This is a genomic window from Luteimonas sp. RC10, assembly GCF_014192745.1.
Classification (GTDB): domain Bacteria; phylum Pseudomonadota; class Gammaproteobacteria; order Xanthomonadales; family Xanthomonadaceae; genus Luteimonas.
The window spans coordinates 124842-151382 of the sequence record NZ_JACHYJ010000006.1 but is presented as its reverse complement, the minus strand read 5'-3'; the positions used below and the strand labels follow the sequence as shown (position 1 = coordinate 151382).

Here is a 26541-nt window from a genome sequence, read left to right as displayed (position 1 = left end):
GCGCTGAGGTATCGAACGAACGCAATGTAAATTTTGGGTGCGCTTGGCTGCAACTACCAGCGAAGGCTGAGCTTCCTGCCTTGTCTGCAGTCCACTACTACTGCAAAAATTTCGCAGAGCAGAGCGCCGAAGCCCCCAATTTTGACCCTTACTTGGGTTCGGATCACATCATTCTCGCGTTTGAAGACTGCTCAATTGCCCCAGTAATTTGCGCGGACCTGCTAGCAGACTCGCAAATAGGAAAGCCAAACGCAGTTGATAAGCTCAAAGCGTACCGCCTTGAAAGTGGGCGCCCAATAATTCTTGCTGCGAGCGTCCTTCAAGGAAAGCCCTGGCATCATATCTGGAGCAGCCGAATAGATCGCGCGGTGGACGGCGACCTAATACTTGCGCTGGCCAACTACTCCCATGCGAATCGTCCGTCGGACTACGCGGACGATGGGAATCGAAATCTAAGTGGCGCCTATGCGCGAGCTGGGCTTATCTCACGTGCGTCCCCTCAATCAGTGGTCTGCAATGGTCGGGACAACCCCACGTCAAAGGGAATCGTACTTCGCGACTCATGCCAGATCTTCGCCGCAGGCGTCCTCAGGGTGGAAGGCTTTTCTCCCACCACAGGCAGACACCTTTGGATTTCCCGTTGGGGGCAGCAGTTTGCGAACGGTACATTCGAGCCAGTATCGACTCGGCTCACGTTCGAGATCCCAAGACTTTGCAATCGAACACGTCATCTTGCTCCGTCGGGTAGTCAGATAATCGCTGAGGTCGCCGCGCACCTGAGTGCTGCGAGCGACCTTCGAAGAAAGGGCTTCTTTCTGTCTCTGATTGACGGTCCAGCATCTACAAACAGGGATCCGGATCCCGCTAGCACCAGCAGTCTGAACGACGCCTCTGAGATTGCATTAGCCGTAACCGACGCTTTGATACGAACCGACTTTCTACGATGGCCCGCAGACGACCAGGTAACTCTGGAAGTGAATATTCCCTCGACAGACGGAGGCGCGATATTCACGTCTCATGGTTACGTATGGCGGAGCCCCTCTGAAGCCTGGTCAGCAATGGCCGCTAAGCTGCAGGCTTACGCGCAAAATCCTTCCCCACAACCTGCCATTGTCGTCTTCGGCGAGGACTTGAACGGAGTGGAAGTAACGATGGATGACGTCAGCCTTGGCCGCGACTCAGCCGCGCCTCTTCACGCATTCGACCCGGCGGCCCCCCGGCCTGATTCAAACGCAGTCATCGTCGTACCATTCAGCAAGGCCAAGCGCCTAAGCACCCTTGTGACCTCTGCGACGACATTTGAGACACACGCAAAGACGATTCGCACTTTGATCATCGAGTCAACAGGTCTTGCCGACGCATGAACATAACCGATACTGCAGTCAAGAAACTGCTTGCTCAGGTCGGCATTGTCGAGCATGCCGGCTCGTCCGAACTCGCACCCGGAATAACCGCTGACACATTTGAGTCCGAGTATGCCCGCCTGTACATCACAAACTGTGTTCTCAGCGACTCAATCGATTGGTCGGATATCGTGCGCCGAGTGGACCGGAAAATCCTTCAAGATGTTCGATCGACGGAGCTTGCTGGGGGCGGGGTGATCGACGCACATGTTTGCTTTGTGGTTATTGACGACAAGTACCCTCTGTCGTGGGCGCAGCAGAATGAACAACTCGTACGCCACGTATCTAGAAAATACTGGATCAACAGCTCAAATCTGCAAGATGAGCTGGAGAACCGGCTGACTCTCCTCCCAGTCACGAGCGCACCTCCTTTGAGTTCCGCTCAGATCGATCTGTCCCTTGAAGACATCAGCTGGCTTGATCATCTCGCTCTCGATGGAGCTACTGGCACGTTTACGCGGTTCATCTCTATGCTGGAGACTTCTAAGTAATGTCTATCTTGGTCGACAGCGTTCGCATCGCAGCATTTGGCGGTATTCGCAACCCGCTTGAGCTTGACTTTAGTGCTCCGCTGACACTCGTTTATGCGCCCAATGGAACAGGAAAAACCTCCATTATCGAGTCCATCGATTGGTTGCTAGGCGGCGAGGTGCGCGAAGAACGTTGCAAACTTGCATTGGATCACGAGATTACAGAAGTCACCCTTGGTGGCACGGTCGCAAGCAAACCACTGAGCGCAAAGAAGTCGCTTCGAAGCAACAGGAAGACTCTAAGGATCGCCAACGGAGTTTCAGTTGGTGAGGCAGACTTTCTCCAAGCGTTGGCCCCAGATTGCGACGTGTCCGAACTAAGCGCCTTGGCCCGAATTCCGCGACTGAAGGCCTTCTTGTCCTCGAACCGTGTGCTAGGCATCGATTCGCTATCTAGATTGATCGATGGCGATAACGCCGACGCCCGCGCAGATGCTATGGCCGATCTCACTGGCACTCGCGCACAGCGTAACGCCCAGAAAATGATCGATCTGTATCGAAAGAAACTTCGCGAGAAGCATACCAAGCTAATAGACGACCTAGCCGATCTACACTCGCGTCAGCGAGATTATCTCGACCTATCCGTCACGCGGTCGGACGTCGACGCGCTCATTGGAGAGGCCATGCGGATATTGTCGGGGGCGGAGTCAATGACCGGCCTCCCGCATGCAGAACTTACCGTTCGAGCGAACAGCGAACTTGACGAAATCAACTCCAGGATCGCAGCGCTTGAGAGGCTCCGCGAACTCCTAAGCGCACAGCCAACCGACCTTGACCTCGATGCACTGCAAGCTCAAATTGTCTCCATCGAGACCGAAGTTCGACAAGCAAACAAAGCACTAGAGGATGAAGCCGAGCAGTTCCAAGCGCTTGACAGAGACGCAAGTCAGCTTACTCGTGACGCAGATGGCGTGCAGATTATCGTCGACGCCCTACTGGGTCTCCAAGCGAACACGAGCGCGGACACGACGTTTCGCACACTTTTCGCAGACAAGGATAGCGTCTCCGTCCTGTTCTCGGACGTTGAGGCCGCAGCGAAGGAGCTAAGTGCGCTCGCGCGCACTGTTAGTCAATCTGGCGCCGACCAGGAAGCGAAAAATCAGATCGAAGCTAGAGTTTCAGTCATCCAGCAAGAGCGGAGTGGTCTTGCGTCTCGTGAGCAGCTTGAGATGGACTTGGCCGGAAAGCAGCGAGAGGCCGTACAGAGCCGCGCAAGTAGAGAGTCGCTGAGAACCTTAAAAAACGAAGCCGTTCGCGCTTCGCTGCTCGCCCACCAGCATTTCGAAGATCACTCTAAATGCCCGGCCTGCGGACACGACTGGGGCAGCCACGAGAAATTGGGGGAAGCACTCAAGGGGGCCCTTGCATCACTCCCTCAGGCCGAGGCCATTCTTCTATCGCATGAAACCACGCTATCGGCGGACATCGACCTGCTGAAGGAGCAGCTCGCTCACACCAATGAACTAAGCGAGCAACTCATTCAGGCCACAGACGATCTGGAGTGCATCAGTAAGAAGATCGTGGAGGCCGACCTATTGGCAGCGCGCTTTGGCTTTGCAACTGCAGCAGTCGTCGGCGACTCTGATATCAGTGAGTTGCAACGACGCCTCAGGTCAGCCAGGGCATTTGGTGCGTTTGAAAGGGCGTGCTCTGTTAGTCACATCACCTATCTCCCACCATCGAATCATACCCCCCGTCAGCAGATCGGAGAACTTAGTTCCTCTGCAGCAACCCTCAGAACTGCTGCAGCGGAAAAGCGGCTTCATGCTGAGGAGGTTTCGTTGGCAATGGCGATTGGCGAAAGTCGGCTTTCTAAGCTATCCACGCAGCTTGCAAAACTACGGGGTCAGCACTCTGAGACTGAGACGTGGAAGCGGCGAGCGGATCGAATCCAGGGGTCACTTGGGCTGATTTCGCTATCGAAACAACATCTTGATGAAGTTGAAAGAGCCCTATCTCTTCGACACGACCAGGTCCAAACAGCACTCAGACACCTCGGTGTGGTTGGTGAAATTCAGACAAAGACGGTACTGGCACAGAAGGCCGAGCTAGTCTCGCAAGAGGCTGCGGCTGTCGCTCGGGATATCAATGTCGTAGAGCAAGAGCTTTCTCGAATCGACCAGATTAATGACCGCATCGAGTCTCAGAGCGAGTACCACCGGACGAGACTTATTGAAACCGTCGGCCCCTCGGTAAGCCAGCTGTTCCAGCGAATGCAAGTGAACAGAGTCTTCCGCTCTGTCAGCGTTAACCCTTCGTTTGAGCTCAAAGGCCTGCTCGAGGAACACTCCGTTGAGCCGGAGGTCTTCAGCACGGGACAGCGCCAGGATCTTGCGCTCGCCTTCTTTCTTGTGCGCGCTTACACATTGGGTGGAAGCTTTTTCCTCGACGAACCATTGGCACATTTGGACGACCTCAATCGAGTCGCCGTGCTCGACACTCTGAGAGCATTTGTACTTTCTGGCCAGCAGCAATCCCATCAGCAGACACGGCTCGTCCTCACGACCGCAAGTTGGACCACTACGAGACACGTCATACAGAAGTTCATGCGAATCAATCGAAAGGCGCCACTGCTCAGGGCTTATCAGCTCACCGGAAACGTCAGCTCAAGCGTTGGCTGCGTTGAGCTATTTCCAACCCCGCCTTAGGGGCACTCTCACTGACCGCATCTGAACACGGTCGGGAGTGGAACCGGCGATTCTGCTCAGGTGTTTCCTTGGCAGAGCGGGCGGCGGCTGAGGTGAAAGACGGGGGCGCTTACCGCGGCTGGCTCCTCGCATCGACCAGTCTTAGAACACCTAAGAGGCATCTACCAAAGTGGGGACGTATCACTTCACCCACGATAAATCTTCCTAATCACCACACCGCCTGCTGCGAGTTCCCGTACGTCAGAGCATCACCAGCGTAAAGCGTGGCGCCGTGGGCGCAGGCGCGCCCGTCAGTCGCTAGCGACCAGGGCCGCGTGAGTGATTGCAAAGCTGGGATACAACGCTCGCATTCGCGCGGATGCTTTCAATGGTGCGATGGCCACGCGCCCCATTGACCGCAGCGCGAACAGGTTCGCAAAGCGCGTCGGACTTGACGCGGCCGTTGGTATCCATGACCCGGCCGTACGTGGGTGAAAGCGCGTCAGGCGAACCGCCTGTGGTCGGTACAAAGTTGCGTACCACCCGACCCCCGACTTCGATCTCGCGGTTCGTGTCGTAGGTGCGATCGATGCGGTGGCCTTCCGGGCAGCGTTCAGATTGGTACGTGACCGCGCCTTGCCAGTTCACGCACTTGTAGACGTGCTGGGCCGAGGCCGGCGCCCACACGACGAACAACACCGCGAACGCGGCGACTCTCCTGACATCCATGATGCAACGCTCCATCCCCTGTGGGACGGAGTGTAAGCCTGCTTGCATGCCGCGTCACGCGACCGGATAACACCTGGACAACAAGGCGACGCGTTGGGCTATTAGCGCCCTACCCCGACGTCTAGAGATGAAAGTTCCCGAACGATTCCGGTTGGTAGATCACCTTGTCGATCTGGATACGACGCGTGCGATCTCCCACTCGCCAGTCGAAGGCGTCCCCTTCCTGGTAGCCCAGGATCGCGGCGCCGACGTCAGAGAGGATCGACAGCTTCCCGGAGCGGTCGTCGGCATCTTGCGGATAGACGAGCTCGACTTGTGCCTGATCCTGGTCCACCTGCAGCACGACTCTGGAGTTCATGGTGACGACATTGTGCGCGACGTGCTGCGGCTCCACGACGATCGCGCGCTCGATCTCGTGTTCAAGCTCGACCACTGCCGCCCCTTGCTCGAACGCAATCAGGCTCTCGAGCCGAGCTTTGTCGATCTCAGTGACATAGATGTCGGTCGCTTTTGCCAGGGTGCCTTCGCGCAGCAACTGGAGATAGCGAGCAGAGGTCATGGACAGGGCGTTCAGCATGGGGACTTCGGCTTTGCGCACAAAGCCGCAGCGCTCAAAGCCTTTGAGGGAGCGCGTGTTGCCCGGCTGAATCTTGGCGATCACGGTCTCGGCCCGCATGTCGAGAAAGGCGAGCTTCAGGCCTTCCCGGATGGTGCTGCCGCCAAGTCCCCGCCCCCAGTTGGCCTGATCGCCGATGACCAGGACGATCTCGCATTCGTCACCTGTCTTCACCAGGCGGACGAAGCCGACCGGGATATCGTTCCGGTCGTAGGTCATGAAAAAGCGGCCGCCCTGATTGAACAGGTGTGTCAGGATCGGCATCTGTGTCCGGTCGACCGCCTGCGCGATGGATCGAGACACGGTGCGGGAGTCACTCAGATAGCGCGTCACGCGCGCATCTTCCAGCCAGTCCATCAGAAGCAGTGCGTGTGTCCGCGTGATCTCGGGACGCAACGAAACAAACGGCCTTTTCATCTTCGCCACCTTGGTCGCAAGAATGAAAGCCTGTCACGGTCGCGCCGTGCTGGTTCTTTCCATCAACGCAGCAAATTATAGGCCCGATCCCATGCGTGCCCAAGAAAGGGGGCGGCAGGTAGTGACAGCTTTCCCGTGATCGAATCAGCTGTGGCGATGCATGCGCGGCGCTTGGCCAGATCGACGATGAACCTGACAACTGGTGCCCTGCCCGAACGCGCCCTGCGTCGGCCCTGACGGCTTACCGGATCCCGCGATGGTTGCATGCCGATGAGACCGCGTCGTTGAGCCGGCGCAGGTCGTCGTAGCGGCGCTGCAGGCCGAGGCGGGCCAGCGTCTTGTCCCGTTGGGCGCGGGCGGCGAGGCAGCGCGCATGCCGGTTGTCGCGCGGGGCAGCGGACCGGCGTGGCGCGCGGAGGCTGCGGCCACGTGCTGCGTAAGAACGGGCCGGGCGCGCCTTGCGTGTGGTCTCGACCGGCCGCTCTGCGGCCGGGGGCGGACGCAACTCGGCAATCTCCCAGCTTCGCAGCGTCGCGCCCGCGCAGACCTGCGACTGGTAGACAACACCGCCGGCGGCATCCCGGCACTTGTACAGCGACTGGGCACTCGCCGGCAGCATGCACAGCGCGAGCAGCAGCGCGAACATCGACCTTCGCATGGGCATCGTCCTGGGCACGATCCTGGATCGATACGATGCCGCGCCGGCAGGTCTTGCGCCTCGGACCTTCGGCCGATCCGCGTCGGGCTGGCCCGCGGGTCCAGATCGGGGATCGCCGCGACGTCAGTCGTCGCGCGCGGCTCGGGCCGCTTCGCGCGCGGCGCGCAGCTGATCGAGTTTGTCCTTGAGCTTGATCTCCAGGCCCCGCGCAACGGGCTGGTAGTAGACCCGCTCGCCCATCGCATCCGGAAAGCCGGTCTGGTCGAGCGCGATGCCACCTTCGGCATCGTGGTCGTACTGATAGCCGGTGCCGTAGCCGAGTTCCTTCATCAGCTTGGTCGGCGCGTTGCGGATATGCATCGGCACCTCCTGGGTGCCGTACTCGCGCACGTCGCGCTTGGCCTGGTTGAAGGCCATGTACGCGGCGTTCGACTTGGCGGTGCTGGCGAGATAGATCGCCACCTGCGCCAGGGCCAGGTCGCCTTCGGGGCTGCCGAGCCGGTCGAAGGTGTTCCAGGCATCGATCGCCATCTGCAGCGCCCGCGGGTCGGCCAAGCCGATATCCTCGACCGCCATCCGGGTCAGCCGCCGGGCGAGATAGCCGGGGTCGCAGCCACCGTCGAGCATGCGTGCCAGCCAGTACAGCGCGGCATCGGGATTGGAGCTGCGCACCGATTTGTGCAGCGCCGAGATCTGGTCATAGAACTGCTCGCCGCCCTTGTCGAAGCGGCGGGTGCGGTCGGCGAGGACCTGCTCGATCGTGCTGGAGGTGACCTCTCCGCCCTCGCCCGCCAGTTCCGCGGCGATTTCCAGCAGCGTCAGTGCCCGGCGCACGTCGCCGTCGGCGGCCACTGCGATCAGCCGCAGCAGGTCGTCGGCGATATGCAGCGTGCGGTCGCCCAGACCGCGCTCGGGATCGGCAAGCGCGCGGCGCAGGGCATCCTGGATGTCATCGGGCGAGACCGCCTCCATGACATGCACGCGGCAGCGCGAGAGCAGCGCGGAGTTGAGCTCGAACGAGGGGTTCTCGGTGGTCGCGCCGACGAACACGATGGTGCCGCGCTCGATATGCGGCAGGAACGCGTCCTGCTGGGTCTTGTTGAAGCGGTGCACCTCGTCGACGAACAGCACCGTGCGCCGGCCGCCGTCGAAGCGGTGTGCGGCTTCGGCCAGCACCTGGCGGACTTCGGGCAAGCCCGACAGCACGGCCGAGATCGCCTTGAATTCGGCGTCGGCATAGCGCGCCAGCAGCAATGCGAGCGTGGTCTTGCCGCAGCCCGGCGGCCCCCACAGCACCATCGAGTGCACCTTGCCGGCCTCGACCGCGGTGCGCAGCGCGGTGCCCTCGGCGAGCAGACGACGCTGGCCGACTATTTCGTCGAGGGTTGCCGGGCGCATGCGCTCGGCGAGCGGACGCATGGCGCTGCGGTCGACCTGCAGCAGGTCGCCGGTCAGCGAGGCGGCGGACTTGGCGGAACGGGACACGAGGCAGAGGCGTGGGACAGAAAACGGGCCGTCACGATAGCAAGCCGCCGTCGCAACCCGTGCGACGGCGGCATCGATCAGCCGATGGGGCCGCGCGGACTATTCGTCGCCGCCCACCACATCGACGCCGGCCGGCGGCGTGTAGCGGAAGGTCGAGGCGGCGAACGTGGGATTGCGCTTCCAGCCGCTGAAGCCGATGGTCGTGCGCTGACCGAGGCTGTCGAGGATCTCCATCCGTGCCAGGCCGCCATCGTTGCCGAAGCCCAGCCGCGCATTCTCGAACGCGGCGCCCTCGGCCTGCTTGGGCCGCAGTTCCAGCCACGACAGACCGCCACGCTCGCCCGCCGGTTCGACGACGAAGTCGCGGTCGAGCCGCGACGGGTCGATCAGCGCCGCCAGCGGGCTGTCCTGTTCCTCGCTGCCCTGGGAACGGCGCGTGACCTGCTGCAGGTCGGGGTCGTAGACCCAGACGGTCCTGCCGTCTGCGACGATCAGCTGCGGGTACGGCTTGACGTACTCCCAGCGGAACAGGCGCGGCGCCGACAGCGCCACGGTGCCGCTCGCGCTTTCCTTGACGCGGCCATTGCCGTCGCTGACCTGCTGCGTGAACTGCCCCTCCAGCCCCTTGAGGCCGCGGGTGAACGTGTCGAGCTGGGCGCGTGCGTCGGCGGCCTGGGCCAGCCCTGCTGCGACCAGCACGGACGCGGCGACGAGCCAGCGGGAATGACGGAAGATCGGACGCATCCTTGGACCTCGGGTGATCGAATCGTGGCGATGAGTGTGCGAATCGTTGCCTGAATGCGATGCCGACACGCGCGCATCAGGCGCATACGGCGGATCGGCGGTTCAGCCGTCAGCGCGGCGGCGGGGGTGCGAGCACGCTGCGGTCGCCATTGTGTTCGGGCGGGCTGACCACGCCGGCCATCTCCATCGCCTCGACCAGACGCGCGGCGCGGTTGTAGCCGATCTTGAGCCGACGCTGCACGCCGGAGATCGACGCGCGTCGGGTCTCGGTGACGATCTTGACCGCCTCGTCGTACAGCGGGTCGCTCTCGTCGCCGCCACCACCGCTGGCTTCCGGCAGACCGGTCGCGCCGACCACGGTGCCGTCGCCCATCGTCTGCACCTCGTCGAGCACGCCTTCGATGTACTCGGCCTTGCCACTCTGCTTGAGGTGCTCGACGACGCGGTGCACCTCATCGTCGGAGACGAAGGCGCCGTGCACGCGCTCGGGCATCGCCGTGCCCGGCGGCAGGTAGAGCATGTCGCCGTTGCCGAGCAGGGTCTCGGCGCCGGACTGATCGAGGATCGTGCGCGAGTCGATCTTGGAGCTGACCTGGAAGGCGATGCGGGTCGGGATGTTGGCCTTGATCAGGCCGGTGATGACGTCCACCGACGGCCGCTGCGTGGCCAGGATCAGGTGGATGCCGGCGGCGCGGGCCTTCTGCGCCAGACGCGCGATGAGTTCTTCGACCTTCTTGCCGACAATCATCATCATGTCGGCGAATTCGTCGATGAAGATGACGATGTAGGGCAGCGGCTCGAGCAAATCGGCGACCTCCCCGCTCTCGGGGTTGGGCCGGAACAGCGGGTCGGACAGCGGCTGGCCGGCGTCCTGTGCGTCCTTGACCTTCTTGTTGAAGCCCGCGAGGTTGCGCACGCCCACGGCGCTCATCAGCTTGTAGCGGCGCTCCATCTCGGCCACGCACCAGCGCAGGCCGTTGGCGGCCTCCTTCATGTCGGTGACGACCGGTGCGAGCAGGTGCGGGATGCCCTCGTAGACGCTCAGCTCGAGCATCTTCGGGTCGATCATCAGCATCCGGAGGTCTTTGGGCGAGGCCTTGAACAGCAGGCTGAGCACCATCGAATTGACCGCGACCGACTTGCCCGAGCCGGTGGTACCGGCGACCAGCAGGTGTGGCATGCGCGCCAGGTCGGCAACGACCGGATTGCCACTGATGCCCTTGCCCAGCGCCAGCGTCAACGGGCTGGCCGATTTGTCGTATTCCTTGGAGTCGAGCAGTTCGGTGAGATAGATCATCTCCCGGCGCACGTTGGGGATCTCCAGGCCGATCACCGACTTGCCGGGAATCACGTCGACCACGCGCACGGCCTTGACCGACAGGCCGCGGGCGATGTCCTTGTCGAGCGAACTGATCTGGCTGACCTTGACGCCCGGCGCGGGCTCCATCTCGAAGCGCGTGATCACCGGGCCCGGCTGGGCCTCCTTGACCTCGACGTCGATACGGAAGTCCTTGAGCTTGAACTCGATCTGCCGCGACAGCGTATCGAGCGTCGCCTCGTCGTAACCGCTGGGCTGGGGCTTGGGCGGATCGAGCAGCGACAGCGGCGGCACGTCCGAGCCGTCGGCATTGACGCCGTGGAACATCGGGATCTGCTGCTCGCGCTTGGCGCGCTCGCTTTTCTCGACCACCGGCGGAACCACCGGCGCTTCGATCTTGACCGGCGCGCGCTTGGCCCGCAGTTCGGTCTCGATCTTGCGCGCCTCGGTGCGCTCCTCGCGATGCTCGCGCGCGGCCTTCCACTCGGTGGCCTGCTTGCTGCTCCGGCGCAGCAGCGGCGGCAACTTCAGGATCCAGCCGCCGATGCGGTCCATCAGCGCGAACCACGACAGACCGGTCGCCAGCGTCACCGACACCAGGAACAGCGCGATCAGGAACAGGTTGCCGCCGACCTGGCCGAAGGCGCCCGACAGCGAGCGCCCGACCAGCCGCCCGAGGATGCCACCGCCGCCAGCGGGGTAACCGGCGAGCACATCGAACCGCAGCGCCAGCAGGCCCGCAGCTGAGATCAGGAAGCCGACAATGCCGACCAGCCGCAGCGCGGGGCCGAAGTCGGCACGGCCTTCGCTGCCTGCGTCCATGCCGAACAGCGCGATCCAGGCGACGGCACCGAGGATCGGCGGCAGCAGGTAGGCCATCAGCCCGCACAACTGCAGCAGGATGTCGGCCGTCCAGGCGCCGACCGGTCCGCCGACGTTGTGGATCTCGGTCGCCACCACCCCGCCCTGGGTCGACCAGCTCGGATCGGTGTGCGAGTAGGTGACCAGGCACGCCAGCAGGTACAGCAACAGCGGCGCAGTGACGATCAGGGCGATGTCGCGCAGCAGGCGCTGGCGCCGCGGATTGGGCGCAGCGGCGGCCGTCGCCTTCGCGGTGGCCGTTTCGGCGCCGCGGGCGCGCTTGACGCGATCTGAGAGCGGACGTGCCACCGTGGGTAATTACCTGAGGAATTCGATACAGGTTGTTGATATTACGCCAAGACCGGGCCGGCTGCAGCGCGCCCTGGGACCGCGGCAGCACGCGCCTTGCGCGTCTCCGGGGCCAGCGCCGGCCAGCAAGGACGTGCGGCGCGACGACGGACGCAGCGTTGCGCGTGGCGGCCTCCAGCGCGCCTTGTCTTGCAGGGGGCGGGACGCCAAGCTATGCGCCACACGCGCCGCAGTGCGATCAACCGCGAGTTTACATGAGCTCTTCGAACGGCCCCCGCCACATCCGTCTGCTGATCCTGGGCTCCGGGCCCGCCGGCTGGACCGCCGCCGTCTACGCGGCGCGCGCCAACCTCAAACCGGTCGTCGTCACCGGCATGCAGATGGGCGGCCAACTGATGACCACCACCGAAGTCGACAACTGGCCGGGCGATGCCCACGGCCTGCTCGGCCCGGACCTGATGGCGCGCATGCAGGCGCACGCCGAGCGCTTCGACACCGAGGTCGTGTTCGACCACATCCATACCGCCGACCTGTCGCAGCGCCCGTTCCGGCTCAAGGGCGACAGCGGCGAGTACACCTGCGACGCGCTGATCATCGCGACCGGCGCGACCGCCAAGTACCTGGGGCTGCCGTCGGAAGAGGCCTTCAAGGGCCGCGGCGTGTCGGCCTGTGCGACCTGCGACGGCTTCTTCTACAAGGACCAAGACGTGGCGGTGGTCGGCGGCGGCAACACCGCGGTGGAGGAAGCGCTGTACCTGTCCAACATCGCCCGCAAGGTCTACCTGGTGCACCGCCGCGACACGCTGCGCGCCGAAAAGATCATGCAGGACAAGCTGTTTGCGAAGATCCAGGCCGGCAAGATCGAGCCGGTCTGGCACCACACCGTCGACGAAGTGCTGGGCAACGACGCCGGCGTGACCGGGCTGCGAGTGAAATCGGTGCATGACGGCGCGACCCGCGATCTCGATGTGCACGGCTTCTTCGTCGCGATCGGTCATACGCCGAACACAACCCTGTTCGAGGGCCAGCTGGCGATGCACAACGGCTATCTCGAGATCCGGTCGGGCATCGACGGCAACGCGACCGCGACCAATGTGCCGGGCGTGTTCGCCGCCGGCGACGTCACCGACCAGCACTATCGCCAGGCGATCACCTCGGCAGGCTTCGGCTGCATGGCCGCACTCGATGCCGAACGCTTCCTCGACCAGCAGGGCTGATCGCGGCTGGGTCGCGCAGGTGGCCGCGCCCGAGGCGGCCGGCCGCCTGCCATGACCTTCGAAAAACTGCGCCTGTTCGCGCGCCGGCACGGCCGGCGCATGTGGGTGCGCGCAACCGTGTACTGCGCGCTCGGCGTGGTCACCGCGCTGGTCGGCGCGCTGGTCAAGACCTGGATCCCGGAGTCGCTGGCCGGCCGGATAGGTGCCGACTCGGTCGGCAACCTGCTCAGCATCCTGGCCGCTTCGATGCTCGCGGTCACCACGTTTTCGCTGTCGACGATGGTCTCGGCCTACAGTTCGGCCTCGACCGGCGCGACCCCGCGGGCGACCCGCCTGCTGATCGCCGACAGTGCGGCGCAGAGCGCGCTGGCGACGTTCATCGGTGCGTTCCTGTTCTCGGTGGTCGGCCTGATCGCGCTGAGCACCGGCCTGTACGGCGACAGCGGACGCGTGGTGCTGTTCGCCGCGACCGTGCTGGTGATCGTGCTGATCACGCTGACGCTGCTGCGCTGGATCGAGCAGCTGTCGAGCTTCGGACGGCTGGGCGCGACGATCAACCTGGTCGAGGCCGCGACACGCCGCGCGATCCAGGCACACCTACGCGCGCCTCACCTGGGTGGTGCACCCGGCATGGGCGCGCCCGACGGCGGCCATCCAGTGGAGGCCGACCGCGTCGGCTACGTCGAGCACGTCGATGTGGCACGACTGGTGCAGATCGCCGCCGACCGGACATGCGTGGTGCACGTGCTGTCGCGCTCGGGTGCATTCGCAGCCCCCGGCCGGCCGCTGCTGGTCGTGGAGGGCGCGCGGCCGGACGACGAGACGCTCGAGGCCCTGCGCGAGGCCTTCACGATCGGCGATGAGCGCAACTTCGACCAAGATCCGCGCTATGGCCTGGTGGTGCTGACCGAGATCGGCAGCCGCGCGCTGTCGCCGGCGACCAACGACAGCGGCACCGCGATCGACGTCGTCGGCACGGCCACCCGGCTGCTTTGCGAATGGGCGACCGCGGACACGGCCGGCGACGGCCTGCACCATGCGCGCGTGTTCGTGCCATCGATCGCGATCGACGATGTCTTCGAGGATGTGTTTCCGCTGCTGGCTCGTGATGGCGCGGGCCTATTGGAAGTCGGCATCCGCCTGCAGAAAGGCCTGGCGGCGATCGCGGCGACCGGCAACCAGGCGTTCGCCACCGCGGCGCGCCGGCAGGCGGCGCAGGCACTGGCCCGCGCCCTCGATGCGATGGCTTTCGAGGGCGACCGCGCGGCGCTACGGGACGCGGCGGCGAAGGTCTGGGGCGCGTGAGCACGCTGCGCATCGTTCACCGCCTCGATGCGATCACCGCAGAGGATTGGGATGCGCTGTCGGACGACGGCAATCCCTTCGTCTCGCATGCCTTCCTCGCGGGCCTGGAATCGGAAGGCTGCCTGCGCGAGGACTGGGGCTGGACCCCGCATCACCTGACTCTGTGGGACGACGGCCGGCTCGTCGCGGCGGCGCCGGCCTATCTGAAGGCCAACTCCCACGGCGAGTTCGTCTTCGACCACGCCTGGGCGCACGCCTATGCCCGCCACGGCCTGGACTACTTCCCCAAGCTGCTGTGCGCGGTGCCCTACTCGCCGGTGACCGGGCCCCGGTTGCTGGCGCGCACCCCTGCGGCGAAGGCCGCGCTGCTCGCCGCGATGCGCGACCAGATCGACGCTGCGCAACTGTCGTCGGCGCACGTGAACTTCCATACCGACGCCGAGGCCAGCACCTTCGACGATAACTGGCTGCCGCGGATCGACGTGCAGTATCACTGGCGCAACCCTGGCGATTGGGCAACGTTCGACGATTATCTTGGCGCGATGGACCACAAGCACCGCAAGAACGTTCGCCAGGAACGCGCCAAGGTCGCGCGCGCCGGCGTCACCTTCCGGGTGCTGCACGGCGATGAGGCCCGTGACGACGACCTGGCGACGATGCACGGTTTCTACCTGCAGACCTTCGCCGAGTACGGCAACTCGCCGGCGCTGACGCTGGACTTCCTGCGCCACCTGGCGCGCACGATGCCGCGGCAACTGGTGCTGGTGTTCGCGGAGCTGGCCGGCGTGCCGGTCGCCGGCGCGCTGTGCCTGCGCGGCGGCGATACACTGTACGGCCGCTACTGGGGGGCGAGCATCGCCCTGCCCGGCCTGCACTTCGAGACCTGTTACTACCAGGGCATCGCCTACTGCCTGCGCGAGGGCCTGGCCCGCTTCGAGCCCGGCGCGCAGGGCGAACACAAGCTCGCGCGCGGCTTCCTGCCGACGGTCGTGCACAGCCGCCACTGGATCGCCGACCCGCGCTTCCGCGAGGCGCTGCGCGACTGGTGCGCGCAGGAAGCCGAGGCGATCCGCGGCTACGCTGCCTCGCTGGGTGCGACTGGCCCCTTCCGCGCGGACGCGCTGCGCTGAGCCTGCACCTGCCGCAGCTGGACGACGACCCGCTGGCGCCGTTTCCGCCGGTGGCCTCGGCCCTGCGTCGCCCGGACGGTCTGCTGGCGTTCGGCGGCGACCTGTCGGTGACCCGGCTGGCCAATGCGTACCGACAAGGCATCTTTCCGTGGTACTCCCAGGGCCAGCCGATCCTGTGGTGGTCGCCCGACCCGCGCACGGTGTTCGAGACCGCGACGTTCACCCTGCCGCGGCGCTTCGTGCGCCAGCTGCGGCGCAGCGACTGGCAGGTCCGCGCCGATACCGCATTCGAGGCCGTCGTCGCGGCCTGCGCCTCAGCCCCACGCCCTGGCCAGGACGGCACCTGGATCACCGACGCCATGCAGGCGGCCTACGCCGCGCTGCACCGCGCAGGCCTGGCCCACAGCATCGAGGTCTTCGACGGCGACCGGCTGGTCGGCGGCATCTACGGGGTCGCGATCGGCCGGATGTTCTTCGGCGAGAGCATGTTCAGCCGCGCCTCGGGCGGCTCCAAGCTGGCCCTCGGCGCCCTCGCCCGACAGCTCCATGACTGGCAGATGCCACTGATCGATGCCCAGGTCGGCAATCCACACCTCGAGTCACTGGGCGCGACCCAATGGCCCAGACCTCGGTTCGCCGAGGCGATCGCCGCCCTGGTCGAACAGCCGCCACCGGTCGCCGGGGCCTGGACGCAGGCGTTCGGCGTCCAGCCTGCCGCGACGTTCGCCTGACTTGACGAGGGCACGGCCGCCAACGGGCCCGGCGGCCTTCAGAAGCTTTCCCGGAAAAGCGAAGCGCTGGCACAAAGAAGTCACGATCCTGCAGCCTTCCGTGCGTCGTGCTGGTCGGGGACTGCGATAGCGGGCCAAGGATGGCCCGCGACGGCGAGTCAGCCAGGATGGCTGACCGAGCCGGTAAGCAGTCCCCGGCCGGCGCGATGCAGTGTCCGAAGCCGAGCGCTTCGATCAAGCAGCAAGAAGATTCCGAACGGAAACGCAGCCTTTTGCATCAGCGCGCCGGCCGTGCCACAATACCCGACTTTGCCGGCGCGGCTTCAGCGCGGCTCCCTAACGACGAGTACCCAACACGAATGGCGAAAGACGACGTCATCGAATTCGAAGGCTCGGTCTCCGAGACGCTCCCGAACACCATGTTCCGCGTCAAGCTTGAGAACGGCCACGAAATCATTGCGCATATCTCCGGACGCATGCGCAAGAACTACATCCGCATCCTGACCGGCGACCGGGTCAAGGTCGAGATGACGCCCTACGACCTCACCAAGGGTCGCATCACCTACCGCATGAAGTAAGCGACACGCTCTGTCGCTGGACGACGAAAAGGCAGCCAACGGCTGCCTTTTCGCGTTGCGCGCGCCACCCGGCGAACCGGGTCGACACGCGCCTTACTCCACGGTCGCGGTCAGCAGGCGCTCGGGCTCGGCGAAGGTCTGCACCGTCAGCTCGCCGTCCTCGACATCCACCACCACGCGGCCACCGCCCATCAGCTTGCCGAACAGCAATTCGTCGGCCAGGCGCCGCTTGATCTTGTCCTGGATCACCCGCGACATCGGGCGCGCGCCCATCTGCGGATCGAACCCGTGCTGGGCCAGCCAGTCGCGCGCAGCCGGCGTGGCACTGAGCGTGACGTCCTTCTCGTGCAGTTGGCTCTCCAGCTCGATCATGAACTTGTCGACCACGCGCAGGATGTGGTCCAGGCCCAACGACTGGAACTGCACGATCGCATCGAGCCGATTGCGGAACTCCGGCGAGAAGCTCTTGCGGATCACTTCCATCGCATCGCTGCTGTGGTCCTGGCGCATGAAACCGATCGACCGGCGCGAAGCCTGGGTGGCCCCGGCGTTGGTGGTCATCACCACGATCACGTTGCGGAAATTCGCCTCGCGGCCGTTGGTGTCGGTCAGCACGCCGCGGTCCATGACCTGCAGCAGGATGTTGAAGATGTCCGGATGCGCCTTCTCGACCTCGTCGAGCAGCAGCACGCAGTGCGGCGTCTTGACGATCTTCTCGGTCAGCAACCCGCCCTGGTCGAAGCCGACGTAGCCCGGGGGGGCGCCGATCAGGCGGCTGATCGAATGCGCCTCCATGTACTCGGACATATCGAAGCGCACCAGCTCGATGCCCAGCTGCAGCGCCAGCTGCCGCGTGACCTCGGTCTTGCCGACGCCGGTGGGGCCGGCGAACAGGAAATTGCCGATCGGCTTGTCGGGATCGCCCAGGCCCGAACGGGCCAGCTTGATCGCGGACGTCAGCGTCTCGATCGCCGGATCCTGGCCGAAGATCACCATCTTCAGGTTGCGCTCGAGGTGCTCGAGCACGTCCTTGTCGGTCGCGCTGACCTGCTTGGCCGGGATGCGCGCCATCTTGGCGACGATCGTCTCGACCTCTTCGACATCGATCAGCGCCTTGCGCACGCCTTCGGGCAGCAGCCGCTGGCGGGCGCCGGCCTCGTCGATCACGTCGATCGCCTTGTCGGGCAGCAGCCGGTCGGCGATGTGCTTGACCGACAGGTCCACCGCCGCCTGCAAAGCGTCGTCGGCGTAGGTCACGTCGTGATGGGCCTCGTACTTGGGCTTGAGGCCCAGCAGGATCTGGTAGGCCTCGCCGACCGTCGGCTCGACGATGTCGATCTTCTGGAAGCGCCGGGCGAGCGCGCGGTCTTTTTCGAAGATGCCGCGGTATTCCTGGAACGTCGTCGAGCCGATGCAGCGCAGATCGCCCGACGACAGCGCCGGCTTGATCAGGTTCGACGCGTCCATCGTGCCGCCCGACGCCGAACCGGCGCCGATGATGGTGTGGATCTCGTCGATGAACAGAATCGCGCCGGGATGCTTCTTGATCGCCGAGAGCACCGCCTTCAGGCGCTTCTCGAAATCGCCGCGGTACTTGGTGCCGGCGACCAGCGCGCCGAGGTCGAGCGAATAGATCGTCGCCTCGCTCAGCACCTCGGGCACCTCGCCGTCGACGATGCGCTTGGCCAGGCCTTCGGCGATCGCGGTCTTGCCCACGCCGGCCTCGCCGACGTAAAGCGGGTTGTTCTTGCGGCGGCGGCACAGCACCTGGATCGTGCGCTCGACCTCCTCGGCCCGACCCACCAGCGGATCGATGCGCCCCTCGCGCGCGGCGGCATTGAGGTCGCTGGCGAACTCGGCGAGCGCGTCGCCCTTGCCCTCGCCCTCGCCGCCTGCGCCCGCCGCGCCGTCCTCGTGCGCGCTCTCGGGTTCCTCGCCGCCGGTCTTGGCGATGCCGTGCGACAGATAGTTGACGACATCCAGCCGGGTCACGTCCTGCTGGTTGAGGTAGTAGACCGCGTGCGAGTCCTTCTCGCCGAAGATCGCCACCAGCACGTTGGCGCCAGTGACCTCCTTCTTGCCGGAGGACTGGACGTGGTAGACGGCGCGCTGGAGAACCCGCTGGAAGCCCAGCGTGGGCTGGGTGTCGCGGGTGTCCTCATCGGCGAGCTTGGTCACCGACGTCAGGATGGCCTGTTCCAGATCGCCGCGCAGCCGGGCGAAGTCGGCACCGGTGGCCTTGAGCACCGACTCTGCCGATGGGTTCTCGAGCAGGGCCAGCAGCAGATGTTCGACCGTCATGTACTCGTCGCGGGCCTCGCGGGCGCGCTTGTAGCACTGGCCGATCGTGAACTCGAGATCTTTGCTGAACATGGGGCGGCGCCTCCGGAATCACTGCAACCCTGAGTGGGGGCCCGGACCCGGCTTTTCCATCCCTGCCCCGGTCCTGTCAGCCGGCTCTTATTAGGCCTTCTCCATCGTGCACAGCAAGGGATGAAGGTTCAGTCGTGCGTATTCGTTCACCTGCGCGACCTTCGACTCGGCGACTTCGCGGCTGTAGACCCCGCACACCCCGCGGCCGCGGGTATGGACGTGCAGCATGACCTGGGTGGCGCGCTCGATGTCGAGGGCGAAGAACCGGGTCAGGATCTCGACGACGAAATCCATCGGCGTGTAGTCATCGTTGAGCAGCAGCACCGAATACAGCGGCGGTGGCGCCACTTCCGGCCTGCTGGTCTCCACGATGGTGCCGTGGTCGTGCTCGTGCTGGTGTCTGCGGCTCATGGCGCAATTATAAGCGCCGGCGATGGACGCGTCGGGAGCGCCGGGGGGACAATGCCGCCAGTCCCCCGCCCCGATCCCCATGCGCCTTCGCTTCCCGCCCCGCCCGTTCCCCGCCCCTGTCCGTGTTGCGCCCGGCGGGCTCGTGGCCCGTTGCCGACCGCGTGCGGCCGCGACGCGACCCGTCGTCGGGGCGGTGTGGTGAGCGGGCGCTTCTGGCAGCCCGACGTGACCGTGGCCAGCGTCGTGTTCGATGCCGGCCGGGTGCTGTGCGTGGAGGAGCGGGTCGACGGTCGGCTGGTGCTCAACCAGCCCGCGGGCCATCTCGAGCCCGACGAGGCGCTGGTCGATGCGGCGGTGCGCGAGACGCTCGAGGAGTCGGGCTGGACCGTCGAGCCGACCGCGCTGATCGGCCTGTACCAGTGGAAATCCCCGCCGCGCCCGGGCGAGGCCGACGGCCGCCACTTCATCCGCGTGGCCGTGGTCGCCAGGCCGCTGGCCCACGACCCGGACCGCACGCTCGACGACGGCATCGTCCAGGCACTGTGGCTCACGCCCGAGGCGCTGCGCGCCGAAGCCGCGCGCCACCGCAGCCCGCTGGTCTGGCAGGTCGTCGCCGACTGTCTGGCCGGACAGCGCCACCCGCTGTCGCTGCTGCGCCAGCTGCGATGAGCGCGCCGGAAGTCGTCGTCGGGCTGTCGGGCGGGGTCGATTCGTCGGTCGCCGCGCTGCTGCTGCGCGATGCCGGCACGCCGGTCGCCGGTCTGTTCATGCAGAACTGGGCCGACGACGACACCCAGGACGGCAGCGGCGGTTGCCGCGCCGAGGACGATCGCCGCGATGCGGTCGCCGTGGCCGGCCGCCTCGGTCTGCCGATCCATTTCCGCGACTTTTCGCGCGAGTATTGGGACGGTGTGTTCGCCCACTTCATCGCCGAGTACGCGGCCGGGCGCACGCCCAATCCCGACGTGCTGTGCAACCGCGAGATCAAGTTCCGGCATTTCCTCGATGCCGCGCACGCGCTGGGCGCAAGCCGGATCGCGACCGGGCACTACGCCCGCGTGGGACGTGACGGCAGCGGCTGGCAGTTGCTGCGCGCCCATGACCGCAGCAAGGACCAGACCTACTTCCTGCACCAGCTCGGTCAGGCACAGTTGGCCGCGACACTGTTCCCGCTCGGCGACCTGCCCAAGTCGCAGGTCCGCGAGATCGCCCGTGCCCATGGCCTGGCGACGGCCGAGAAGAAGGACTCGACCGGCATCTGCTTCATCGGCGAACGCGACTTCCGCAGCTTTCTCGCGCGCTATGTGCCCGCCCGCGAGGGCGAGATCCAGACGCCCGATGGCCGGGTGGTCGGCCGGCATCCGGGGGTGTTCTTCTTCACCCTCGGCCAGCGCGAGGGCCTGCAACTGGGCGGCGTGCGCGGCTTCGCCGCCGCGCCCTGGTACGTCGTTGACAAGCGCGTCCACGACAACGTACTGGTGGTCGACCAGCAGCGCGACAGCCCCTGGCTGATGTCGCGCACGACCTGGACTGCGCAGGCGCACTGGATCGCGGGTGCGCCGCCGGCTGCCCGCTTCGTGGCCAGCGCGCAGACCCGTTACCGTCAGCCCGACGAACCCTGCGAGGTCGAGGTGCGCGACAACGGCACGCTGACGGTGCACTTCGCGCAGCCGCAACGCGCGGTCACGCCCGGGCAGTCGCTGGTGCTCTACGACGGCGAGCGCTGTCTGGGCGGCGCGGTCATCGAGGCGACCGACGCGCCGACGAGCATGGCCGCAGATGCCGCAAGCAGGCCGGATCGCGCCGCAGACGCTAGACTTGTCCGATGAGCGATTCTTTCGACGATCGGGTGCTCGCGCTCGCCGCGCTCGCCCAGGCCCTCCAGCAAGTCCGTACCACCGCCGAGTCCGGCCAGTCGCGCGGCGACGCGGCGCAGACCGTCATCGACAGCGTCTTCCGCATCGATGCCGACTCGGTGGCCGACGTCTACGGTGGTGTACCGCGGCTGCAGCCCGGGCTGCGCTTGCTGCGCGACATCCTCACCCGCCAGCCCCACGACGAGGGCGTGCCCAAGCTCGCGATGTCGGTGATGCGGCTCGAACGGCGATTCTCGGCCGAGCCCGACGTCATCGACGCGGTGAGCGCCGGCCTGCGCCGGATCGCGCCGCAGGCCGAGTCGCTGGGCGCCGCCCATCCCGACGTGCTGCTCGCGCTGGGCGCGCTGTACGCCGACACGATCAGCCAGTTGCGGCCGCGGGTCATGGTCCAGGGCGCACCGCACTACCTGGGCCAGGCCAGCGTGGTCGCCGAGATCCGCGCGCTCTTGCTGGCGGCGGTGCGCGCAACGGTGCTCTGGCGCCAGCTCGGCGGCACCCAGTGGGATCTGCTGCTCGCGCGCGGTCGCATGCTCGAATCGATCGCACGGCGCGTGCCCTGATCTCGACATCCGCATGCGCCGATGCGCATGCGGTGTCGGCAGTTGGCTAAAGGCCAGCCACCGGGTGCCGATACCGGGAGCGTGAGAACCTCCCTGAGAGCGCCATGTACGCACGCATCCTGATCCGCCTCGCCGCGCCGTTGTCGCTGACCCTGCTCCTGCCGCTGGCGTTCGCGCTCGGCTGGGCGGCGCCTGCGCGATGGGCGATCCTGCTGACCCTCACCGCCAGCTGGCTGGCCGTGGGCCTGTGGCTGCTGCGCCGCGAAACCCGGCGTTCGCCCGAACAGGTGCGCGTGCTCAAAGAGCAGGACCACCTGCTGACCGAGCTGCGCCAGTTCGTCGGCGCGGAGATCGAAGGCTCGCGGGTCGAGATCGAGCGGGCGCGCGAGTTGATCCGCCAGGCGGTCAGCGCGCTGGGCAGCAGTTTCGATGCGATGAACCGCAAGTCCCGCCAGCAGGCGCAGGCCATGGGGCGGCTGCTCGACCACACCGGCGACCAGGACGGCATGGGCGGGGCCGATGTCGCCCGCTTCGCCCAGCACGCCAGCCAGCGCATGGAACAGTTGGTCGAAGCCCTGGAGCAGGTCAGCGGCCAGAGCGTGACCACCGTGTCGCATATCGACGAGATGGCCGGGCACCTGGACGGCATTTTCGCGCTGCTCGAGGACGTCAAGTCGATCGCCGACCAGACCAACCTGCTCGCGCTCAACGCTGCGATCGAAGCCGCCCGCGCCGGCGAAGCCGGCCGCGGTTTCGCGGTGGTTGCCGACGAGGTCCGCAACCTGTCCGAACGCTCGACCGCGTTCAACGAACAGATCCGCAAGCTGGCGCATTCGTCCAAGGAATCCATCGCCAAGGTCCGCGACACGGTCTCCAACATGGCCTCGCGCGACCTGGACCGCTCGCGCGACGCGCGCGCCGAGGCGGCGGGCATGCTGACCCAGGTGGCCGCGATCAACCGTTCGCTCGGCGACGGCATGCGCGAGATCTCCGAGTGCGGGCGTGCGATCGATTCGAGCGTCGGCGACGCCGTGCGGGCCTTGCAGTTCGAGGACATCGCGACCCAGGCCCTGGGCGGCGTCCATGCCCACCTCGAACGGTTGAGCGCGATCAACCGCGAAGCGATCGACCTGCAGGAGATCCTGCATCGCAATGGCGGCGCACTCGACGACGAAATGATGCGGGCGCTGCAGCGGATCGGACAGCGCCTGCGCGAGTCGCGCTCGACCTGGGAAAAGCCACCGCACAAGCCGGTCGCGCAGGAAAGCATGGGCGCAGGAACCGTCGAGCTGTTCTGAGTTGGACCCGCGCTCTGCCAGCAGCACATCCCCGCAGGCCCCGGCTCCGACCGGGGCCTACGTGCTGCCGCGCACGAGCGCGCCAGCCGATGCCACCGTCAGCCGGATCCCGGCCGACCTGTTGCAGCGGCTCGAAGCGGCCGCCCACGAAGAACTGCGCGATCTGCTCGATCACGCTCCCCAGGCGGCCGCGCAGGCCCCTGCGCCCGACCCGATCGAAGCCAGCATTGCCTGGGACCTGGCCGCCGGCTACTGAGCGTCGCGCTGCGCGACGCGGATGGGCGCGCCGCCGAATCCAGCGCGCTCGCCAACGAAATCCCGAGCGTCGGCATCCAAATTCAAAGGCCGATGCGCCGCGCAAGTGATGCGCCCTCGTCCGCGCGCCGGATCGCTTCTCACCGATGTTGCGCCCGTCTCGTCCTCAACACGACGCCTCGCAAAACCGGGGTCAGAGTGCAATTCTGGCTCGCAAAATTGCACTCTGACCCCGGTTTTCGCTCGCCCCGCGGTTCGATCAGCGCGCTGTGGCGCCGTCGACGGCCTGGTGATGCGCGAGCAACCAGCGCGCCATCTCGCGCGGCGGCAACGGGCGGGAGTACAGGTAGCCCTGCACTTCGTCGCAGCCGTATTCGAGCAGCAACCGCTCGTCCTCCATCGATTCCACGCCCTCGGCCAGTACCTGCATGCGCAGCGCCTTGCCCAGATGGATGATCGCGCGCGCGACCTCGACCGCACGCCGCGAGCCGCCGAGCTCGGAAATGAAGCTGCGGTCGATCTTGAGTCGGCCCACCGGAAAACGACTCAGATAGCTCAGGCTCGAGAACCCGGTCCCGAAGTCGTCGATGGCCAGCGCCACACCGGCGCCGACCAGCATGTCGAAGCAGGCCCGCAAGGCCTCGGTGTCGTGCAACAGCGCCGATTCGGTCAACTCGAGCTCGAGCCGCGCCGGCGGCCAGCCGGCTTCAGCGCAGGCGGCCAGCACCCGGCTGGCGAACGCGGTATCGCGCAACTGCACGGCCGAGACGTTGATCGACATCCGGCCGAATGCGATGCCGGCCGCTTCCCACGCCGCCGCCTGGCGGCAGGCCTCGCGCAGCACCCAATCGCCGATCGCGGCGATGTCGCCGGTCGCCTCTGCGATGCCAATGAACTCGTCCGGCGGACAGACCCCGAGCTCGGGGTGCTGCCAGCGCAACAACGCTTCAACGCCCGAGACGCTGCGCCGGGCGATGTCGACCAGCGGCTGGTAGGCCAGCGTGAATTCCTCGTGCTCGAGCGCGCCGCGCAGCGCGTGTTCGACATCCAGCCGCCGCCGGGCGAGCCGCCAGGCATCGGGGCTGTAGAACTCGACCCGGTTGCGTCCGCCCTGCCGTGCGCCGTGCAATGCGACGCCGGCGGCACGCAGCAGCTCGTCGAACCCCACCCCGGCTGGCCGCACGGCGATGCCGGCACTGATCCCGAAGCGCAGGATCTCGCCGCCGACCGGCACCGGATCCGAGAGCCCGGCGACGATCCGCTGCGCACTGCTGGCGACATCGTGCCGGCTCTCGCCCTGCTGCAGCAGCACCACGAACTCGTCGGCGCCCACGCGCCCGAACAGGTCGCCGGCGTCGACCAGCATGTGCAGCCGGGTGGCGATGGCCTTGAGCACGACATCGCCCGCGGCATGGCCGTGGGCCTCGTTGATGCCACCGAAGCCGGCGACATCGAGCAGCAGCAGCGCCTGGTAGGCGGCCGCGTTGGCGACCAGCGCCGCTTCGATGTCCTGGCGTAGCCGGGTGCGGTTGGGCAGCCCGGTCAGCGCGTCGAAATGCGCCAGCCGCTCGATGCGCTCGCTGGCTGCGCGCTCGCGGGAGATGTCACGGAACAGCACCAGCCAGCGCGCCGGCCGGCCGTCGCCGGATTCGTAATCGACCACCGCCTGGGTCCAGACCTGCGCGCCGTCGGGCCGGTAGAAGCACAGCTCGATGGTCTGGGTGGGCGCGCCGCCCGCGGTGCGGCTCATCGCCACCTGCAGGATCTCGCGCGATTCGGTGGTGTAGTGGCGCAGCAGTTCGTCGAGCGCCAGCGACTCGCCCTCGCGACCATGCAGGCCGGCGCACTCGCCGGTCCAGTGCAGGCGGCGGGTCGCGGCGTCGACCTCGCAGCCGCCGATGCGGCCGAGCTCGGCGACGCGTCGCAGCAGGTCGCCGCGCCGGTGCGCCTCGGCGTCGGCATGCCGTTGTCGAGTGACATCCTGGACCTGGGCCAGCACCCGCGCCGGCAAGCCGCGCTCGTCCTCCTCGCCGCTGGGGGAGGCCCAGATCTGCAGGTGCGCCGGGCCGGCGACGCCATCGACCAGAAGGTCGAAATGGGCCGGCTTGGCGCACTCGCGCAGACAGCGCCAACTGGTCCGCAGCATCGGGAACTGCGCGCGCGGGATGCGGCGCAGCCACACGCGCAACGAACAGCCGTCGCCGACGCCCAGCAGTTGCCGAAGTTCGGGTGCGCTATGCACCAGGCCCGAGGCGGGGGCCCAGCTCCAGCTCGACATGCCGGCCAGGCGCTGGGTGTCCTCGACCAGGCGTCGCTGCTCGCGCAGGCGCTGCTCCAGCTGTTTCTGATCGTCGATGATCGTCAGCGTGCCAGCCATCTTCAGCGGTGCGCGCTGGGCATCGCGGGCGATGATCCGGCCGCTGTCGCGCACCCAGCGCCAGCCCGCGGCCGGCTGCAGGCAGCGGTACTCGCACAGATAGGACGATTCGCGCCCGGCCAGATAGGCACCGATCGCCTCGCGCATCCGCCCGCGGTCCTCCGGGTGCACGCGCCGGCTCATCTCCTCGAACGACAGCGGCGCGCCATCGCGATGGCCGACCAGCGCATGCCAGGTGCCCGAGCCACGCAACTGGTCGTGGCGCACGTCCCACAGCCACAGGGCGTGGCCGCCCGCCTCGGCTGCTTCCAGCCAGTCCTCGACATCCTCGGACAGACTCACGCTCAACGAGAACGCGATCGGCCCGGCGCCATCGATCGAGATCGCGGACAACCGACCGTACAACGGGGCATCGGGCCCCGGCAGTTCGCAGGCAATCGCCTGCTCGCCGTCGAGCAGTCGCGCATAGAGCAGCGACAACGACGGCGCGTGCAGCTCCACCAGGCGGTCCAGGCCCCGCCGCCGGGCGGCCGGGTTGGCGACCAGGCAGCGCCCGCCGCGGTCGAGCAGCAACAACCCGTCGGAGAGCGGGTGATCGAGAAGACTCGAGATGACGCCGGCATCCATCTGGACCGCTTCGCTCCGTGTCGGCTTGGCATGTCGCGGATCGCGACTTGGCTCACCGTCCGTTAGCGGCGACCTTCGGACGAAGTTGAGCGCTGTCGAAAACGG

22 protein-coding genes are annotated in these 26541 nt (G+C 66.3%); 13 read left to right on the top strand and 9 right to left on the bottom strand.

Going from position 1 to position 26541, the window contains the following annotated elements; all coding sequences use genetic code 11:
- Positions 1 to 1058 precede the first annotated feature (1058 nt).
- The 3 genes from FHW73_RS11920 to FHW73_RS11910 are packed head-to-tail and all read left to right on the top strand — an operon-like array spanning position 1059 to position 4581.
- Positions 1059 to 1364 carry a hypothetical protein gene (locus FHW73_RS11920; RefSeq protein WP_183426939.1) on the top strand — a complete coding sequence of 102 codons (306 nt, stop codon included), beginning with the start codon at positions 1059 to 1061 and terminating at the stop codon, positions 1362 to 1364.
- Positions 1361 to 1894: a hypothetical protein gene (locus FHW73_RS11915; protein ID WP_183426938.1), complete on the top strand. Its 534-nt coding sequence runs from the start codon at positions 1361 to 1363 to the stop codon at positions 1892 to 1894. The genes FHW73_RS11920 and FHW73_RS11915 overlap by 4 nt, the downstream gene beginning before the upstream one ends.
- Positions 1894 to 4581 (top strand): AAA family ATPase, encoded by a 2688-nt coding sequence (locus tag FHW73_RS11910; RefSeq protein ID WP_183426937.1) that lies wholly within the window; start codon positions 1894 to 1896, stop codon positions 4579 to 4581. The genes FHW73_RS11915 and FHW73_RS11910 overlap by 1 nt, the downstream gene beginning before the upstream one ends.
- Before the next feature lie 297 nt (positions 4582 to 4878).
- Here FHW73_RS11910 and FHW73_RS11905 read toward each other — a convergent pair whose 3' ends face one another.
- The 6 genes from FHW73_RS11905 to FHW73_RS11880 form a co-directional block, all read right to left on the bottom strand.
- Positions 4879 to 5304, bottom strand: coding sequence for a hypothetical protein (locus tag FHW73_RS11905; RefSeq protein WP_221187529.1), 426 nt, complete (start codon positions 5302 to 5304; stop codon positions 4879 to 4881).
- Positions 5305 to 5410: 106 nt separating this feature from the next.
- Positions 5411 to 6322, bottom strand: coding sequence for a GNAT family N-acetyltransferase (locus tag FHW73_RS11900; protein WP_183426935.1), 912 nt, complete (start codon positions 6320 to 6322; stop codon positions 5411 to 5413).
- 241 nt (positions 6323 to 6563) lie between these two features.
- Complete coding sequence (locus FHW73_RS11895) at positions 6564 to 6968, bottom strand: DUF4124 domain-containing protein (RefSeq protein ID WP_183426934.1); 405 nt, start codon at positions 6966 to 6968, stop codon at positions 6564 to 6566.
- A 135-nt stretch (positions 6969 to 7103) separates the two neighbouring features.
- Positions 7104 to 8399, bottom strand: coding sequence for a replication-associated recombination protein A (locus FHW73_RS11890; protein ID WP_183427105.1), 1296 nt, complete (start codon positions 8397 to 8399; stop codon positions 7104 to 7106).
- A gap of 165 nt (positions 8400 to 8564) precedes the next feature.
- Positions 8565 to 9209, bottom strand: a complete 645-nt coding sequence (gene lolA / locus FHW73_RS11885) for an outer membrane lipoprotein chaperone LolA (protein ID WP_183426933.1) — start codon at positions 9207 to 9209, stop codon at positions 8565 to 8567.
- A gap of 109 nt (positions 9210 to 9318) precedes the next feature.
- Positions 9319 to 11697, bottom strand: coding sequence for a DNA translocase FtsK (locus FHW73_RS11880; RefSeq protein ID WP_183426932.1), 2379 nt, complete (start codon positions 11695 to 11697; stop codon positions 9319 to 9321).
- 254 nt (positions 11698 to 11951) lie between these two features.
- Between FHW73_RS11880 and trxB the strand changes: the two genes are divergently transcribed.
- The 5 genes from trxB (at position 11952) to infA (ending at position 16658) form a co-directional block, all read left to right on the top strand.
- Entirely contained in the window at positions 11952 to 12914 is a 963-nt protein-coding gene (trxB, locus tag FHW73_RS11875) for a thioredoxin-disulfide reductase (protein ID WP_183426931.1), read from the top strand.
- Positions 12915 to 12965: 51 nt separating this feature from the next.
- A complete protein-coding gene (locus tag FHW73_RS11870) occupies positions 12966 to 14219 on the top strand; it encodes a DUF2254 domain-containing protein (protein ID WP_183426930.1) in 1254 nt (417 codons plus the stop codon).
- On the top strand, positions 14216 to 15349 hold the full coding sequence (locus FHW73_RS11865) for a GNAT family N-acetyltransferase (RefSeq protein ID WP_183426929.1): 1134 nt from the start codon (positions 14216 to 14218) through the stop codon (positions 15347 to 15349). Before FHW73_RS11870 ends, FHW73_RS11865 begins: the two co-directional genes overlap by 4 nt.
- Positions 15346 to 16080: a leucyl/phenylalanyl-tRNA--protein transferase gene (gene aat / locus FHW73_RS11860; RefSeq protein ID WP_183427104.1), complete on the top strand. Its 735-nt coding sequence runs from the start codon at positions 15346 to 15348 to the stop codon at positions 16078 to 16080. The genes FHW73_RS11865 and aat overlap by 4 nt, the downstream gene beginning before the upstream one ends.
- Positions 16081 to 16439: 359 nt before the next feature.
- Positions 16440 to 16658: a translation initiation factor IF-1 gene (gene infA, locus FHW73_RS11855; protein ID WP_047138142.1), complete on the top strand. Its 219-nt coding sequence runs from the start codon at positions 16440 to 16442 to the stop codon at positions 16656 to 16658.
- 93 nt (positions 16659 to 16751) lie between these two features.
- Here infA and clpA read toward each other — a convergent pair whose 3' ends face one another.
- The gene (gene clpA / locus FHW73_RS11850) at positions 16752 to 19031 is read right to left on the bottom strand and encodes an ATP-dependent Clp protease ATP-binding subunit ClpA (RefSeq protein ID WP_183426928.1); all 2280 of its coding nucleotides are present in this window, start codon (positions 19029 to 19031) and stop codon (positions 16752 to 16754) included.
- Between the two features lie 90 nt (positions 19032 to 19121).
- The gene (gene clpS / locus FHW73_RS11845; RefSeq protein WP_183426927.1) at positions 19122 to 19442 is read right to left on the bottom strand and encodes an ATP-dependent Clp protease adapter ClpS; all 321 of its coding nucleotides are present in this window, start codon (positions 19440 to 19442) and stop codon (positions 19122 to 19124) included.
- 198 nt (positions 19443 to 19640) lie between these two features.
- Here clpS and FHW73_RS11840 point away from each other — a divergent pair, with 198 nt between their 5' ends.
- The 5 genes from FHW73_RS11840 to FHW73_RS11820 all read left to right on the top strand — a co-directional run bounded on the left by FHW73_RS11840 (position 19641) and on the right by FHW73_RS11820 (position 23433).
- On the top strand, positions 19641 to 20111 hold the full coding sequence (locus tag FHW73_RS11840; RefSeq protein WP_337245237.1) for an NUDIX hydrolase: 471 nt from the start codon (positions 19641 to 19643) through the stop codon (positions 20109 to 20111).
- Positions 20108 to 21271 (top strand): tRNA 2-thiouridine(34) synthase MnmA, encoded by a 1164-nt coding sequence (gene mnmA, locus FHW73_RS11835; RefSeq protein WP_183426925.1) that lies wholly within the window; start codon positions 20108 to 20110, stop codon positions 21269 to 21271. Before FHW73_RS11840 ends, mnmA begins: the two co-directional genes overlap by 4 nt.
- The gene (gene hflD / locus FHW73_RS11830; protein WP_183426924.1) at positions 21268 to 21879 is read left to right on the top strand and encodes a high frequency lysogenization protein HflD; all 612 of its coding nucleotides are present in this window, start codon (positions 21268 to 21270) and stop codon (positions 21877 to 21879) included. The genes mnmA and hflD overlap by 4 nt, the downstream gene beginning before the upstream one ends.
- 104 nt (positions 21880 to 21983) lie before the next feature.
- On the top strand, positions 21984 to 23177 hold the full coding sequence (locus FHW73_RS11825; protein WP_183426923.1) for a methyl-accepting chemotaxis protein: 1194 nt from the start codon (positions 21984 to 21986) through the stop codon (positions 23175 to 23177).
- Position 23178: 1 nt separating this feature from the next.
- On the top strand, positions 23179 to 23433 hold the full coding sequence (locus FHW73_RS11820; RefSeq protein WP_183426922.1) for a hypothetical protein: 255 nt from the start codon (positions 23179 to 23181) through the stop codon (positions 23431 to 23433).
- 258 nt (positions 23434 to 23691) lie between these two features.
- Here the strand turns inward: FHW73_RS11820 and FHW73_RS11815 are convergent, their stop codons facing one another.
- Complete coding sequence (locus FHW73_RS11815) at positions 23692 to 26436, bottom strand: GGDEF domain-containing phosphodiesterase (RefSeq protein WP_183426921.1); 2745 nt, start codon at positions 26434 to 26436, stop codon at positions 23692 to 23694.
- Between the last annotated feature and the right edge of the window lie 105 nt (positions 26437 to 26541).